The sequence below is a fragment of the Hoeflea sp. AS16 genome (assembly GCF_038900095.1).
Taxonomy (GTDB): domain Bacteria; phylum Pseudomonadota; class Alphaproteobacteria; order Rhizobiales; family Rhizobiaceae; genus Hoeflea.
In genome coordinates this window covers 845,282-859,848 of the sequence record NZ_JBBMQQ010000001.1, presented here as the reverse complement: position 1 = coordinate 859,848, position 14,567 = coordinate 845,282, and the positions used below count along the sequence as shown (strand labels likewise).

General features: G+C 60.5%; 15 protein-coding genes. 7 read left to right on the top strand and 8 right to left on the bottom strand.

All coding sequences use genetic code 11. The annotated features are described in order from the left end of the window. Positions 1–873 carry an alpha/beta hydrolase gene (locus tag WNY80_RS04145; RefSeq protein ID WP_342886059.1) on the bottom strand — a complete coding sequence of 291 codons (873 nt, stop codon included), beginning with the start codon at positions 871–873 and terminating at the stop codon, positions 1–3. A gap of 97 nt (positions 874–970) precedes the next feature. Here WNY80_RS04145 and parE point away from each other — a divergent pair, with 97 nt between their 5' ends. Further along, positions 971–3,049 (top strand): DNA topoisomerase IV subunit B, encoded by a 2,079-nt coding sequence (gene parE, locus WNY80_RS04140; RefSeq protein WP_342886058.1) that lies wholly within the window; start codon positions 971–973, stop codon positions 3,047–3,049. 12 nt (positions 3,050–3,061) lie between these two features. On the opposite strand, the gene WNY80_RS04135 is transcribed toward parE, so the two are convergent. Beyond that, positions 3,062–4,201, bottom strand: a complete 1,140-nt coding sequence (locus WNY80_RS04135; RefSeq protein ID WP_342886057.1) for a DUF2336 domain-containing protein — start codon at positions 4,199–4,201, stop codon at positions 3,062–3,064. 340 nt (positions 4,202–4,541) lie between these two features. On the opposite strand from WNY80_RS04135, the gene WNY80_RS04130 reads away from it, so the two are divergent. After that, on the top strand, positions 4,542–4,997 hold the full coding sequence (locus WNY80_RS04130; protein ID WP_342886056.1) for a MaoC family dehydratase: 456 nt from the start codon (positions 4,542–4,544) through the stop codon (positions 4,995–4,997). Continuing rightward, positions 4,997–5,896 carry a CoA ester lyase gene (locus WNY80_RS04125; RefSeq protein WP_342886308.1) on the top strand — a complete coding sequence of 300 codons (900 nt, stop codon included), beginning with the start codon at positions 4,997–4,999 and terminating at the stop codon, positions 5,894–5,896. Before WNY80_RS04130 ends, WNY80_RS04125 begins: the two co-directional genes overlap by 1 nt. A 6-nt stretch (positions 5,897–5,902) precedes the next feature. Here the strand turns inward: WNY80_RS04125 and WNY80_RS04120 are convergent, their stop codons facing one another. Next, entirely contained in the window at positions 5,903–6,517 is a 615-nt protein-coding gene (locus WNY80_RS04120; protein ID WP_342886055.1) for a flavin reductase family protein, read from the bottom strand. 5 nt (positions 6,518–6,522) lie between these two features. Beyond that, positions 6,523–7,101 (bottom strand): nitroreductase, encoded by a 579-nt coding sequence (locus WNY80_RS04115; protein WP_342886054.1) that lies wholly within the window; start codon positions 7,099–7,101, stop codon positions 6,523–6,525. A gap of 105 nt (positions 7,102–7,206) precedes the next feature. On the opposite strand from WNY80_RS04115, the gene WNY80_RS04110 reads away from it, so the two are divergent. Further along, positions 7,207–8,136, top strand: a complete 930-nt coding sequence (locus WNY80_RS04110) for a hypothetical protein (protein ID WP_342886053.1) — start codon at positions 7,207–7,209, stop codon at positions 8,134–8,136. A 234-nt stretch (positions 8,137–8,370) separates the two neighbouring features. On the opposite strand, the gene thrS is transcribed toward WNY80_RS04110, so the two are convergent. The 3 genes from thrS to WNY80_RS04095 form a co-directional block, all read right to left on the bottom strand. Further along, a complete protein-coding gene (thrS, locus tag WNY80_RS04105; RefSeq protein ID WP_342886052.1) occupies positions 8,371–10,374 on the bottom strand; it encodes a threonine--tRNA ligase in 2,004 nt (667 codons plus the stop codon). 159 nt (positions 10,375–10,533) lie between these two features. After that, on the bottom strand, positions 10,534–10,875 hold the full coding sequence (yidD, locus tag WNY80_RS04100; protein ID WP_342886051.1) for a membrane protein insertion efficiency factor YidD: 342 nt from the start codon (positions 10,873–10,875) through the stop codon (positions 10,534–10,536). Then, positions 10,875–11,324: an iron-sulfur cluster assembly scaffold protein gene (locus WNY80_RS04095; protein WP_342886050.1), complete on the bottom strand. Its 450-nt coding sequence runs from the start codon at positions 11,322–11,324 to the stop codon at positions 10,875–10,877. The genes yidD and WNY80_RS04095 overlap by 1 nt, the downstream gene beginning before the upstream one ends. Positions 11,325–11,610: 286 nt before the next feature. Here WNY80_RS04095 and folE point away from each other — a divergent pair, with 286 nt between their 5' ends. The 3 genes from folE to WNY80_RS04080 all read left to right on the top strand — a co-directional run bounded on the left by folE (position 11,611) and on the right by WNY80_RS04080 (position 13,778). Next, entirely contained in the window at positions 11,611–12,213 is a 603-nt protein-coding gene (gene folE, locus WNY80_RS04090) for a GTP cyclohydrolase I FolE (protein ID WP_342886049.1), read from the top strand. A 28-nt stretch (positions 12,214–12,241) separates the two neighbouring features. Beyond that, on the top strand, positions 12,242–12,691 hold the full coding sequence (hisI, locus tag WNY80_RS04085; RefSeq protein WP_342886048.1) for a phosphoribosyl-AMP cyclohydrolase: 450 nt from the start codon (positions 12,242–12,244) through the stop codon (positions 12,689–12,691). A 175-nt stretch (positions 12,692–12,866) separates the two neighbouring features. Then, a complete protein-coding gene (locus WNY80_RS04080; RefSeq protein WP_342886307.1) occupies positions 12,867–13,778 on the top strand; it encodes a patatin-like phospholipase family protein in 912 nt (303 codons plus the stop codon). A 120-nt stretch (positions 13,779–13,898) separates the two neighbouring features. Here the strand turns inward: WNY80_RS04080 and WNY80_RS04075 are convergent, their stop codons facing one another. Next, positions 13,899–14,327, bottom strand: a complete 429-nt coding sequence (locus tag WNY80_RS04075; RefSeq protein ID WP_342886047.1) for a CBS domain-containing protein — start codon at positions 14,325–14,327, stop codon at positions 13,899–13,901. Positions 14,328–14,567 lie beyond the last annotated feature (240 nt).

The following is a 14,567-nucleotide window of genomic DNA, read 5'->3' as shown; positions in this document are numbered from 1 at the left end:
CTACCGGCTCAGGACAAATTCAAGCGTCTGTTTCCAGTCGGTCATGCGCATGGGTGTGCCGTGCGAGCCGGTATCGAACAGGATGAATTGCGCCGGATAGGGATTGCCTGCACGCCGGACCGCATCGAACACGGACTTCTGATCCTGCCAGTCATAAACCGTGTCATAGCTGCCGTGGGTAAAGACAAAAGGAACCCTTGATCGCACAGCCAGGCTCTTGGCAATTCCCATGTCGGGCGCCCCGCCGAGAAGAACCATGCCGCCGAGACGGGGCACCACCGCCGGGTCATTGGCAAGTTTCGAGCAGATGATTGCGCCCATCGAGGCGCAGGCCAGCACCACCGGTGCCTTCCCGGCCAGGACCAGTTCCCTGATGTCGCCCGCGCCGGCCTCGTCAAAGCTCTTCACTGTCGGCGACAGGTAGGCGCCGCCATTGAGCAGCATCAGGTTCTTAAGCCGGTTGAAATTGCCGCCGAACGTGTAGTCGTTCATGCCGAGCCGCTGATCCCCGCCCCGGCCATGCACGAAAATCACCGCCAGCCGCGCCCGCGAATAATCGCCCGTGACACCGGTTTCGATCGACCGTCCGTTTGCTTCATGCAACGCCAACCGGCTCTTCTTCTTCACCCCGAGCGAGATGTAGTTCGAGCGCACCCGCCGCTCGGGCTCCACGTCACGGCGGTGAATGTCACGCATCTTGTCGTACTCGACGACCATGAACGCGCCGCCTTCCGAAGCCGACAGGATACCCGGGTAGGCGAAAAGCCGGTCCTTGTGGCCCCTGAGTTCAAGTGCATGAGCGGGCACAAACGAGGTGACGAGTGTCGTCAGGACAAGGGATAACGCTCCCCGCGAGGCAAGAACGCCGCGCAAAGCCGCAAACCAAATGCTACACAGTCGATTGAAGGAATGGATTCTGGCACACTCCGGCTGATTCGTTTCCCCAATCTACATCAGGCATTACGGCGATATGGACGATTCCAACGATCTTTTTTCCACAACTGGCACATCAACGGCAACACCCGAGCCAAAACCGGAAAGCACCGCGGCACAAAAACCTGCTGCGGCAGCACCGAAGCCGGCCCGCCCGGCTGCTTCCAAGGCGGGTGCGCCGGCCAGTGGTGACGATTATGACGCCTCGACCATCGAGGTCCTGGAAGGCCTCGAACCGGTTCGCCGCCGTCCGGGCATGTATATCGGCGGCACCGACGAGCGGGCGCTGCATCACCTGTTTGCCGAAGTCATCGACAACTCGATGGACGAAGCCGTTGCCGGACATGCCAATTTCATCGAAGTCGAGCTCGACGAAGAGGGCTATCTCTCCGTCACCGACAACGGCCGCGGCATCCCGGTCGAGAACCACCCGAAATTTCCCGGCAAATCCACCCTCGAGGTGATCATGACCGTGCTGCATGCCGGCGGCAAGTTCGACAGCAAGGTCTATGAAACCTCGGGCGGTCTGCACGGCGTCGGTGTTTCGGTGGTCAACGCATTGTCCGACGATCTCGTGGTCGAGATTGCACGCAACAAGAAGCTCTACCGGCAGACGTTTTCCCGCGGCATCCCCCAGGGCGGCCTGGAAGACTTGGGCGACATACACAACCGTCGCGGCACCAAGGTCCGTTTTCATCCCGATCCCGATATCTTCGGTGCCGGCGCCCGATTTGACCCGGGCCGGCTCTACCGCATGGCGCGCTCCAAGGCCTATCTGTTTGGCGGTGTCGAAATCCGCTGGGTCTGCGCCGCGTCCCTGGTCGAAGGCACCGACACGCCGGAAAAGGCCGTGTTTCACTTCCCCGGCGGCCTCAAGGACTATCTTGAGGCGTCGCTCGACAAGGAACACCGCGTCACCCGCGATATCTTCGCCGGCAAGACCGAACGGCCCGGCGGCCATGGCTCGCTCGAATGGGCAATCACCTGGTATGGCGGGGATTCGTCGATCAGTTCCTACTGCAACACCATCCCGACACCTGACGGCGGCACCCATGAAGCAGGCTTGCGGATTGCGCTGACCAAGGGCCTGAAAGCCTATGCCGAGCTCACCGGCAACAAGCGCGCAGCCGCCATCACCACCGACGACGTGATGATTTCGTCGATCGGCATGCTGTCGGTGTTTATCCGTGAACCGGAATTTGTCGGCCAGACCAAGGACAAGCTGGCAACCGTCGAGGCCCAGAGGATAGTCGAGAACGCGATCCGCGATCCGTTCGACCATTTCCTCGCGGATTCGCCGGGCGAAGCCGACAAGCTGCTTGAATGGGTGATCGACCGCGCCGATGAACGGGTCCGGCGGCGCAAGGAAAAGGAAGTCAACCGCAAGACCGCGGTGCGAAAACTGCGGCTTCCTGGAAAACTCTCCGATTGCAGCCAGACGACCGCTGCGGGAGCAGAACTGTTCATCGTCGAGGGTGATTCCGCTGGCGGCTCGGCCAAACAGGCCCGCAACCGCTCCAATCAGGCGATCCTGCCGTTGCGCGGCAAGATCCTCAACGTCGCCAGTGCCGGACGCGAGAAGCTCGGCGCCAACCAGCAGATCGCCGATCTGATACAGGCACTGGGATGCGGCACCCGGTCGAAATACCGTGAAGAAGAACTGCGCTATGAGCGCATCATCATCATGACCGATGCCGACGTCGATGGCGCCCACATCGCCTCGCTGCTGATCACCTTTTTCTATCAGGAGATGCCCGAACTGATCCGTCAGGGGCATCTCTATCTCGCCGTTCCGCCGCTCTACAAGCTGACCCAGGGCGCCAAATCGCTTTATGCCCGTGACGACGCGCACAGGGTGGAATTGCTCGAAACCGAATTCACCGGCCGCGGCAAGGTCGAGATCAACCGGTTCAAGGGGCTTGGCGAAATGATGGCCTCGCAGCTCAAGGAGACCACCATGGACCCGGCCAAACGAACCCTGCTGAAGGTTGCGGTCGATGTCAGCGATCCCGAATCAACCAGGGAAACGGTCGACAACCTGATGGGAACCAAGGCAGACGCCCGCTTCCGCTTTATTCAGGAACACGCGGCTTTCGCCGAAAATCTCGACATCTGACAAGCGCTAAGGTCAGGCAGCCTGCGCCGCAAGGCTGTGGGCATAATCGCGTGAGGCGTGCCGGTGCCAGCTCATGTGCATGGCTTCGACCAGCCTGAGCAATTCGGCAACAGACGGCTGACGCGCGGCATCTTCGGCGTGACGGCGCAGGAGTTCCGTGGTCACCCGCCCGGTATCGACGCTGGCATTCAGCCGCGATGCCGCACGCCAGATCTGAGTCGCGGTGACGAAAACCGGTGCCAGATCACTGCCCAATCCGATTGACCGGTAAAGCGCCCGCATCGCGGTTTCGCGCCCGTCGATCAGTATGCCCCGGACACGCGAATCGCTCATGCCCGACAGCGATACCACCGCTCCGGCGAAGAAATCGACATTGCCGGCGCACAGGGCATGGATCAGAAATGCCGGGGTCAGGCGCCCGGAAATCCGCAGATGTTCGACAAGTGCGGGAATTTCGTCCTGGACCACGGTCTCGGCCATCCTGAGCGTAGCGTTCATGCAGGCTTCTTCCGTGATCTTGCGGCCGCGGCTGCCGCCAATCGCAGAGCGGACGAAATCCGACCCGGCCAGCGCAGCACCCAGCCGCTCGACCAGCGCCTGACGCACATCGCAGGGCAGGTCCCCGCGTTCAAACAGGCGGGCACGGATTTCCGCGTCGTCACCAAACCGCTCGGCAATCCGCCGGAGCGAAATCCGCGCGATGGAAACGTGGGGATTATCCAGCATGTCGGCAACAGCATCCGCCTCCCCGACCTCGGCCAGTGCCGCCGCGACACACACCGAAACCGGGCACCGGAATGCAACAAACCGTTGCAGCGCCGAACGTCCACCGGCAACGATCTCGATCAGGTCATTGTCGGCCAGCGCCGGCGACAGCGCGATGATCCTGCCCGCAACCTCGATCTGGTCGCCCGCCAGCCCCAGCAAGATGCTGCGCGGCGCGTGTTCCACCAGGGCCAGGCCCTCTGCAAGCGCCAGGCGGACTTTCGGAGAAGGGTCTTCGAGCAGCAGCGCCAGCGCCGCTTCGGCTTCCTGCCGTTCCGACTGGTCCATCCGGCCTTCTGCGTAGGCCTGGGTCAAGGCCCTGGTTGCAAGGCAGCGGTCTCCGACCTTGGCGGTTTCAGACCACTTCAAAAAGGAACTTACGATCATGAATATGCGACCCCACTCGGTACCAGTGCCCCGACACTAGAGCCAAATGGTTTACGATCGGTTCACCATACTTGTTAACGCATCAGCCGCGCTGAAAAGGCCATTCCCGCGCCCTGCCCTGCAACTTGCATCAACAGCGGGCCGATGTGAACCAGTGGAAATTCCCGCAATCTTTCAATGGCTCAAACCCGTATCACGGCCTGACGCCACATTGACAAAGGTTGATTAACCACGACTTCGCGCCAAAACCTCTGCACTGCCCTATTCCTCAAGATCTCGAACTTGCACATCCGTTTGGAACGCGGCATCAATACGCGTGCAATTGTATGGGGGGTAAAACATGCGCGGTATGTATCTTGAGGAATTCGAACCGGGCGCTGTGATATCCCACACCCTGCGGCGGACTGTCACCGAAATGGACAACATGTTGTTTTCCAACATGACGCTCAATCCGCAGCCGCTGCACATCGACTACGAGTTCTGCAAATCCACCGAATTCGGCCAGCCCCTGGTCAACTCCCTCTTTACCCTCGGACTGATGATCGGGATCTCGGTCAACGACACCACGATAGGCACCACCATCGCCAATCTGGGAATGAGCGAAGTCACCTTCCCCAACCCGCTGTTTCATGGCGACACCGTCCGGGTGGAAACCAGAATACTGACGGTGCGCGAATCGAAATCCAAGGATGATCGCGGCATCGTCGAGATGGAACACCAGGCGTTCAATCAACATGACAAGCTGGTCGCACGCTGCGTCCGTCAGGCGATGATGCGCAAGAGGCCGGCACAATGATGCGGTCCTTGCTGTTTGTTCCAGGCGATTCGGAACGCAAGATGCTCAAGGCCACGAGCTCCGGCGCAGATGCGCTGATCCTGGACCTCGAGGATTCGGTTGCGAAGGGACGCAAGTCCGAAGCCCGCAAAACCGTCGCGGCGTTTCTCAGGGACGCAAAAAGAGGCGCGGGCGCACAATGGCTGATCGTGCGCGTCAACGCGCTCGACACCGGCATGAGCGATGAAGATCTCGCGGCGGTGATTGCTGCCTCTCCCGATGCCATCCTGTTGCCCAAAGCTGGTTCAGGCGCAGAGGTTCAGGATCTGAGCGCCCGGATCGGCGTGCACGAAGCCGAAGCCGGACTGGAAGTCGGCAAGATCATGATCCATGCGCTGATGACAGAGACAGCCGCGGGCATGCTTTCCGCCGGCACATTCGCTTGCAAGTCGGAACGGCTCGCTGCCCTCGCCTGGGGGGCTGAAGATCTCGCAGCCGATATCGGCGCCTCGTCCAACAAGAACGAGACCGGTGCCTATACCGATGTGTTTCGCCTGGCCCGGACCCTGACAATCCTTGCAGCCGCCCATTCCCGTGTTGATGCGATCGACACCGTGTTCACCGACTTTCGCGACATGGAAGGGCTCGACGCGCAATGCCGCGCTGCCGTCCGCGATGGCTTTACCGGCAAGATGGCCATTCACCCCGACCAGGTGGCTGTCATCAACAAGGCCTTCACCCCTCCGCCCGAAGACGTGGAACGCGCAGTCAGGATTTTGGCATTGTTCGCAGCCGCCGGACCGGATGCCGGCGTTCTCTCGCTCGATGGGAAGATGATCGACCGGCCGCATCTGCGCCAGGCCGAACGCGTGGCGCGCCGCGCGGGCCTCGAACCCGACGCCGTGCCGGAGATCAAGTAGACCCCTCTATTTGTCGAGCGGCCAGGCCGGGCGCCGCAACTCGAAGGTCTGGGCCGCATCGGCGTAATCCATGTAGCCCAGACGCGCCAGCGGCGCCACAATCGCCATGTCGAAGCGGCCATTGACCAGTGCCGCCTCGTCAATGTGGATTCCGACCACCTGGCCGATAACCACGAAGGAACCGCTCGGTTCTCCCTCCAGGCTCTTTGCCTCGAAGATTTCGGTTACCTTGCATTCAAGCGCCGCGTGCGCCTCGGCCACGAACGGTGCGTTGATCAGCTGAGCTTCCGCCATGGTCAGGCCGGAGAAATCAAACTCGCTCTCTCCGTAAGGCGCATTGGCCGATGAGATGTTCATCTTCTCGGTCAGCGCACGGCCAACCATGCTTGTGGTGAAGACCCGGGTTTCCTCGACATTGCGCAGCGTATCCTTGCGTCCGGACGACGAAAACATCACTATTTTCGGATGATCGGATATCGCATTGAAAAACGAGTATGGCGCAAGATTGACCGAGCCATCCTTGCCCCTGGTGCCGATCCAGCCGATTGGACGCGGCGAGACGATGGCCTTGAACGGATCATGCGGCAGGCCGTGGGCATTTTCCTGTGTATCGTAAAACAAGCCGCTTACTCCCCTGCAAAGGTAACGATGTCGGCAAGCTCCGGCCTTGGCCGCTCGCCCGGATGCATTTTCGGGGTTCCGATGTGGATGAACCCGGCAACCTTTTCATCACCCGAGATCCCGAGAACCCGGTGCGCCTTTTCATCAAACGCGAACCATTCGGTCAGCCAGTTGGAGGCATAGCCGAGCGCATTTGCCGCCATCACCAGATTGAGACACACCGCGCCGGCACTCAAGACCTGTTCCCATTCGGGTATTTTGACATGGGGGGCTGCGCAGGAGACAACCGCAATCACCACCGGCGCCCGGGTCAGACGGTTTTTCTCAACCGCTATCATGTCGTCCGCCATTTCCGGGTTCCTGGCCATGGCGATATCAGCGAGTTCGAGCGACATCCGTTCGCGCACCGCGCCCGAATAGACAATGAACCGCCATGGCGCCAGCTTGCCGTGGTCGGGCACCCGGCTGGCAAGCCTCAGCATTTCCTCTATTTCCGTCCGCGATGGCCCCGGTTCGCACATCTGGAACGCGGGGATGGAACGGCGGGTTTCAAGATAGGTTTTCAGGGCAGCATTGACCGGCATGTCTTCCTCGTGCATTCAGGTTTGACCGAAAACGGTCATGAATTTGCCATGGCTTTGAGGTCCAAGTGACCTTTCAAAATTCAGAAGTCAACTGGACCGCGCCGTATGAACAGACTGTCTATTGCTCTTCTCTCCGCGCTGACGTTACTGGCGCTGCCGATAGCTGCCAACGCCCAGGATGCCTTCAGCAACGACGCAGAACCGAAAATCGCGCTTCCCGGGCTGACGGAATATGCACCGGCCCAATCCGACAGCGCCAGCGCGGCGATCCGGCGAACCGTACACATGGAAGCAGCACTCACCGAAACCGGTGAACCGCTCAGACACGGATTGACCTGGCGCATATTTCACCCGACCCCGGGTCCTGATGGCAAGTTGCCTCTGCTTGCCAGCTCCGAAGGCGGGTCGGCGGAATTCGAATTCGAACCCGGCGACTATTTCCTGCACGTGGCCTTCGGACGCGCCGGCGTCACCAAGAAGCTCACCGTGCCCCGCGACGGCCCGATCGAAAAGCAGCATATTGTCATGGAAGCCGGCGGGTTGATCCTCAACGCCGTGTCAGGGGTCGACGCGCGTATCCCGTCGAGCCAGTTGCGTTTCAACATCTACAAGGCCGAAGAAGGCATCGACGGTGAACAGCAACTCGTGGTCGAGGACGTCAAGCCGAACACCATCGTCAGGCTCAATGCCGGCACCTATCACATCGTTTCCGAATATGGCTCCGTCAACGCCGTCATCCGTTCCGACATTCGCGTCGAGGCCGGCAAGCTGACCGAAGCCGTCATTCAGCACCGCGCGGCGCAGCTGACCCTCAAGCTGGTGGCCGAACCCGGTGGAGAGGCCATCGCCGACACGGCCTGGTCGATCCTGACTTCGGGTGGAGACGTGGTGTCCGAAAGCGTTGGCGCCTTCCCGACAATCGTTCTTGCTGAAGGCGACTACACCGCCATCGCACGCAACAAGGCCAACGTTCACCAGCGTGAATTCACCGTTGTCGCCGGCCGCAATGCGGATGTCGAAGTCCTGTTGAACTAAAAGGCCTTGAGATGTTTCTCAGGCTATCCCTGCAGCTCTGAGGGATCAGACACCGCGCTGTGATGCGGGGCCAGAAAGCTGTCTCCGGTCAGTGCCACCGGCCAAATATCTGCCTTGCGCACCCTGCCCGCATGAACGGCCTTGGCCGCGTCCCATGCCGAACCAATGTGAAACCGGTGTGAAACCGGTGTGAAAACCGGCGCGGCATGACAAGGTCCGCCGCGCCGGAAATGTTCAGGCTGCCCGCGCCGCCTTCTCCGCGTTCTTGCGCAACACGTCGGGCGGAGTTGCTTCCTCGACCAGCTTCGCAACCGCCTCATCAAGCGTCATCGACACCTGATCGCGGCTGCCGAGCCGTCGGACATTGACCGCTCGCTCTTCTGCTTCGCGCATGCCGCAAACCAGGATCACCGGAACCTTGGCCAGCGAATGCTCGCGGACCTTGTAGTTGATCTTCTCGTTGCGGAAATCGGTTTCCACCTGAAGACCGGCATCACGCAGCTTCTGGGCGACCGATGCACCATACTCATCCGCCTCCGAGGTAATCGTCGCAACGACAACCTGCAGCGGCGCGAACCACAGCGGCATGTGCCCGGCATGGCTTTCGATCAGAATGCCGAGGAACCGTTCGAGAGATCCGCAGATCGCCCGGTGTACCATGACCGGTTGCTTCTTCTCCGAATCCGATCCGATGTAGAAGGCGCCGAACCGTTCGGGCAGATTGAAATCGACCTGCGTCGTGCCGCACTGCCATTCCCGGCCGATGGCATCGCGCAAGGTATATTCGAACTTGGGACCGTAGAACGTCCCCTCGCCCTCGTTGATACCGGTCTTGATGCGGTTGTCCTCGCGCGCCATGCGTTCAAGCGCACTCTTGAGAATGTCCTCGGCGTGATCCCACATCTCGTCGGTGCCAACCCGCTTTTCCGGGCGGGTGGCAAGCTTGACGACGACTTCCTCGAAACCGAAGTCGCGATACACCGACATCATCAGGTCGTTGATCTTGAGGATCTCGGCTTCGAGTTGTTCCTCGGTGCAGAACACATGCGCATCATCCTGCGTGAAAGCGCGCACCCGCATCAGCCCGTGCAACGCGCCCGAAGGCTCGTAACGGTGCACATTGCCGAATTCGGCCAGACGCACCGGCAGGTCGCGGTAGGATTTCAGCCCGTGCTTGAAGATCTGCACGTGGCCGGGACAGTTCATCGGCTTGAGCGCGAAGATGCGGTTGTCGGCTTCCTCGTCATCGGGATGGGTAAAGGCATGGGCGGATTTCACCGCGAACATGTTCTCCTGGTACCAGCCCCAGTGACCGGACGTTTCCCACAGGCTCTTGTCGAGAATCTGCGGCGCATTGACCTCTTCATAGTCGTTCTCGAGCCGCCGCCGCATATAGGCGACAAGGTTCTGGAACATGCGCCAGCCCTTGGAATGCCAGAAGACGACGCCCGGCCCCTCTTCCTGGAAATGAAACAGGTCCATTTCCCGTCCGAGCCGGCGGTGGTCGCGTTTCTCGGCTTCCTCGAGCATGTGCAGATAGGCGTCAAGCTCGGCCTGGTCAGCCCAGGCCGTGCCGTAAATCCGGGTCAGCATGGTGTTGTCGGAATCGCCACGCCAATAGGCACCGGCAACCTTCATCAACTTGAAAGCCGTGCCAATCTGTCCGGTCGATGCCATGTGCGGGCCGCGGCAGAGGTCGAACCAGTCACCCTGCTTGTAGATCTTGAGATCCTGGTCGGCCGGAATTGCGTCGATCAGCTCGACTTTGTAGGCCTCGCCCTTCTCCTCGAACACCCGCTTGGCTTCATCGCGCGACCAGACCTCCTTGGTAAAGGGCTTGTTGCGGGCGATGATCTCTTTCATCTTTTTCTCGATCACCGGCAGGTCTTCCGGCGTGAACGGCTCGTTCCTGGCGAAATCGTAGTAGAAGCCGTTCTCGATCACCGGACCGATGGTCACTTGCGTGCCGGGAAACAGCTCCTGCACGGCTTCCGCCATCACGTGGGCGGTATCATGCCGGATCAGTTCCAGCGCCCGCGGATCGGTGCGGGTGACAATTTCCAGCGCGCCATCGCGGACCGGGTCACTCAGATCGGTGAGTTCGCCATCAAGCGCGATCGCTACAGCCTTCTTGGCAAGCGACTTGGAAATAGATTCAGCAACTTCGCGACCGGTCGTCCCGGCCGGGTACTCGCGCTTGGAACCATCGGGAAATGTGAGGGATACGGCAGATGCCATGGCAGTCTCTCCTTGATCCAGTCCCGCCAACGAACGCGGGTGGTTGAGGTTATTGTGTGCAGGGCGGCGTTTACGCGATTTGCCGCAGTGCATCAAGTATCGCCAGTTTGCCGGGTCCAACTCCTGCCGGCAAAGCGTGTGGCTGACACATAGATATGCCTATTTTCCGGATCCACAACGCTTTCCTGCCGAGGCAAACCGCCACGGCGCCCACCAGACCAGCCGCGCATCAAGCATTTCAGGCACATTGTCGATGCCGTGGGTTCCCCCCGGCCCGCAGCGCCCGACCCGGAACAGGGCCAGCCAGCCGCCCTTCCACAAACCGTGACGGGCAACTGCCTCATAGCCATATTCGGAACAGGTCGGCAGATGCCGGCAGGAATTGCCGATGAAGCCTGACAATGTCAGTTGGTAAAGCCGGATCAGGCCCGTGCCCATAAGCCGGCCCGGGGTTTTCGGCCAGGGACCGCCCCAGTTCCGGCCGGTTGACGCACCGCTCATCAGGCGGCGTCTTCCTTGGCCTTGCGCGCGTCGATCTGGTCGAGACAGTCACAGACCGCATCGAAGGTCAGCAGCGTCGAGGCATGCCGCGCCCGGTAGTCGCGGACCGGTTCGAGAAACTTGAGATCGGCAAACCGGCCTTCCGGCACCGGGCCGTTTTCCTTGAGCATCTTGCGCATGGTCTCGCGCACCTCGCGCAATTCGCTCGCGCTGGCACCGATGATGTTGCTCGCCATGATCGACGAGGACGCCTGGCCGAGCGCACAGGCCTTGACGTCATGGGCGAAGTCGGCAACCCGATCACCGTCCATCTTCAGCCAGACCTTGACCTTCGAGCCACACAGCTTGGAGTGCGCCGAGGCTTCCGCATCCGCATCTTCCAGGCTGCCAATGCGCGGAATATTACCGGCAAAATCCAGAATCCGGGCATTGTAAACATCATCGATCATCGGTTCGGACCTTTCCCAGCTTCGGGTATTGGCATTCGGCCTGCGGCAAGACGTGACGGTATCGCATCTCGACGCGCACGACAGGATGACTATATAGTACCTGTCAGGCGTTCGGCAAAACCTGTTTGCTGCGTGCCGAGGGAAACCGTGCCGGAGGGCTTGCGCCCGAAAGCCCCGGAACCCGCCGGACAAGAAAAGCGGCGCTGTCCGCCTGATTGACCGAGTGCGTGGTCCGATTGAATGCGAACGACGTAAAGGGGTGAAATTCCCTTTGGAGACCACGACCATGGATGCCATCGTCAACGATCTGAACGACAAGGACAACCGCCCGACCGAGGCCGAGGCCGAAGAGGCCGTGCGCACGCTCTTGCGCTGGGTCGGAGACGACATCAACCGCGAAGGCCTGCGCGACACGCCCAAGCGCGTCGTCAAAGCCTACAGGGAACTGTTTTCCGGCTACGATCAGGACGTCGAGGAAGAACTCGGCCGCACCTTCGAGGAGGTCGCGGGCTATGATGACATCGTGCTGGTCAAGGACATCCCGTTCTTTTCCCATTGCGAACATCACATGGTTCCCATCATCGGCAAGGCGCATGTCGCCTACCTGCCCGATGGCAAGGTTCTGGGCCTGTCAAAGATTGCCCGCGTGATCGAGATTTTCGGACGCCGGCTGCAGATCCAGGAAACCATGACTGCACAGATCGCCCATTCCATTGATGATGCCCTGCATCCGCGCGGTGTCGCGGTGATGATCGAGGCCGAGCACATGTGCATGGCCATGCGCGGCATCAAGAAGCAAGGCTCGACAACCATCACCACGACCTTTACAGGCGCATTCAAGTCGGATCCGCACGAGCAGGTCCGCTTCATGACATTGATCCGGGGTTGAGAGAGAACCCTGATTTGAGGGGTTACTCATGACGGCTTCATTCAAACCCGCACCCGCTGACAAATCCGCGCTTGAAGAAGGCACGGAGCTTACACCTCGCTTTGACGCCAATGGCCTGATCACGGCCGTGGTCACCGACAGCCGTGACAACGCGGTGCTGATGCTCGCGCACATGAATGACGAAGCCCTGCGGCTGACCATCGATACAGGCGTAGCGCACTACTGGAGCCGCTCGCGCAAGGCGCTGTGGAAAAAGGGCGAGACCTCGGGAAATCTTCAGATGGTCGACGAAATCCGCATCGATTGCGATCAGGACGCCATCCTGCTCAAGGTCCGTGTCAGCGGTGCGGATGCGACCTGCCACACCGGAAGACGCTCATGCTTTTTCCGCAAGGTGACCGTCAAGGATGGCGATATCCGGCTTGAAATCGACTCCGAGCCGCTGTTCGACCCTGCCAAGGTGTATACCGGTCATTAGGCAAGCTGCGCCATTTTGAACCAGATTTTGGCCTCCTTCACCAATTCGCAACCCATCTCTGGTCTGATTGACTGGAACGCGGGGGAGTGTTCGGCGGAGAAGGATGAAAACAATGCTGAACTGGAACATGGGCCGCACCACAGAGCCGGTTACTGCCGCTGATACAGGCGACGTTATGGCCATGACACCGGTGGGTGGGATGCAACACAAGCCAACAGAAAAACCCAAGATCGCACTGGCGCTGGGCGGCGGCGCCGCACGCGGATGGGCCCATATCGGCGTCCTTCGCGCGCTGGACGAAGCCGGCGTCGAGGTTTCGATGATTGCAGGAACCTCCATCGGTGCGCTTGTTGGAGGCTGCTACCTTGCAGGACGGCTCGACGAACTCGAAAATTTCGCCCGCAGCCTGACCATGCGCCGGATCGCCGGACTTCTCGACTTCGCCATCGGCGGCGGCGGCCTGTTTGGCGGCATGCGGCTCAACGACCGCATGCAGGAACACCTGGTCGGCGTCAACATCGAGGATCTCGACCGCACATTCGTCGCCGTGGCCGCGGAACTCAACACCGGTCACGAAGTCTGGATTTCATCCGGCTCGCTGATCACCGGCATCCGCGCATCCTATGCGCTGCCCGGAATTTTCGAACCCGTCCGCTGCAACAACCGCACGCTTCTCGACGGTGCGCTGGTCAACCCGGTTCCGGTTTCGGTCTGCCGCGCCCATGAGCAGCCGCTGGTGGTGGCAGTCAATCTTCATTACGACATCTATGGCCGCTCGGCTGTGATCAAGCACACCGCCAGCGAGCCCGCGCCAGCCTATGATGGCCCCGAGCGCCGCAAGCACAAGCGCGAGAGCCGTATCGGCATGACCTCGGTAATGGTTCAGGCTTTCAACATCATTCAGGACCGGATTTCACGTGCGCGCCTTGCCGGAGACCCGCCCGATCTTTCGCTGCATCCGAGACTGTCAGACATCGGCCTGTCGGAATTCCATCGCGCCAGCGAAGCGATCGATCGCGGCTATCAGGAAGCCTCAGCGAAACTCGGCGAGATCATGCGGATGCAGTCCATTCTGGCGCCAGCCTGAGTTCAGGCTCAAATTCCAGCTTGAACCACGGCTCAGCGGTGACGCCACCATTTCTGGTCCGGGCCGACATCGCCCCGGACACACACTTCCAATCACGTTGAAGCACTCGGGCTCAGGTGATCAGCCCGCGATATAGGCCTTGATTTCCTCGGCCTCGCGCTCGACATCCTCGATACGCCGGCGGACCACGTCGCCAATCGAGATAATGCCGATCAGGGTGCCGTCCCGTTCGACCGGCAAGTGCCGGAACCGGCCATTGGTCATCAGCTCCATCACCTGGTTGACGGTATGATCCTCACCGCAGGTGGTCACTTTTGACGTCATGATCGCTGAAATCGGCGCGGTCAGCGCGCCTGCACCCTTCGATGCCACTGCACGCACGATATCGCGTTCGGAAAGAATGCCCGCAATCTTGCCCCCGTCACCGGTCACGACCACCGCGCCGATCTTGTTCTGGGAGAGAAAACGCACGGCTTCCTCGGTGCCCATAGAGGGATTAACGGTGACGACGTTGCGCCCCTTCTGGTCGAGTATCTGTTTTACAGTCATTCAATCCTCCTTCCGCCATATGCCTTGGTGTCCAGGACGCTCCCCAACGCCCCGAATATAAGCATATGGTGCGCTCGAACCCGGGCGTTTGCAACCCTGTGAAACCCCCTGCACAGAGTGGCCGCAGACTGCTCGCCTATGTGTCGCAAAACGGGTCAAACACCCTTGAAATGCTCTGGTATCAAGGGTTCGCATGCCCTCAACACCGTCCCGATCGGCAGCGTTCGCCGGCAGGATCAC

What these genes read in the sequence shown, in the direction of transcription:
- WNY80_RS04110 (WP_342886053.1), top strand. Translation starts at nt 7,207, where the DNA reads ATGAACAGACTGTCTATTGCTCTTCTCTCCGCGCTGACGTTACTGGCG.
- WNY80_RS04135 (WP_342886057.1), bottom strand. Translation starts at nt 4,201, where the DNA reads ATGATCGTAAGTTCCTTTTTGAAGTGGTCTGAAACCGCCAAGGTCGGA.
- thrS (WP_342886052.1), bottom strand. Translation starts at nt 10,374, where the DNA reads ATGGCATCTGCCGTATCCCTCACATTTCCCGATGGTTCCAAGCGCGAG.
- WNY80_RS04130 (WP_342886056.1), top strand. Translation starts at nt 4,542, where the DNA reads ATGCGCGGTATGTATCTTGAGGAATTCGAACCGGGCGCTGTGATATCC.
- hisI (WP_342886048.1), top strand. Translation starts at nt 12,242, where the DNA reads ATGACGGCTTCATTCAAACCCGCACCCGCTGACAAATCCGCGCTTGAA.
- yidD (WP_342886051.1), bottom strand. Translation starts at nt 10,875, where the DNA reads ATGAGCGGTGCGTCAACCGGCCGGAACTGGGGCGGTCCCTGGCCGAAA.
- folE (WP_342886049.1), top strand. Translation starts at nt 11,611, where the DNA reads ATGGATGCCATCGTCAACGATCTGAACGACAAGGACAACCGCCCGACC.
- WNY80_RS04115 (WP_342886054.1), bottom strand. Translation starts at nt 7,101, where the DNA reads ATGCCGGTCAATGCTGCCCTGAAAACCTATCTTGAAACCCGCCGTTCC.
- WNY80_RS04095 (WP_342886050.1), bottom strand. Translation starts at nt 11,324, where the DNA reads ATGATCGATGATGTTTACAATGCCCGGATTCTGGATTTTGCCGGTAAT.
- WNY80_RS04080 (WP_342886307.1), top strand. Translation starts at nt 12,867, where the DNA reads ATGGCCATGACACCGGTGGGTGGGATGCAACACAAGCCAACAGAAAAA.
- parE (WP_342886058.1), top strand. Translation starts at nt 971, where the DNA reads ATGGACGATTCCAACGATCTTTTTTCCACAACTGGCACATCAACGGCA.
- WNY80_RS04125 (WP_342886308.1), top strand. Translation starts at nt 4,997, where the DNA reads ATGCGGTCCTTGCTGTTTGTTCCAGGCGATTCGGAACGCAAGATGCTC.
- WNY80_RS04075 (WP_342886047.1), bottom strand. Translation starts at nt 14,327, where the DNA reads ATGACTGTAAAACAGATACTCGACCAGAAGGGGCGCAACGTCGTCACC.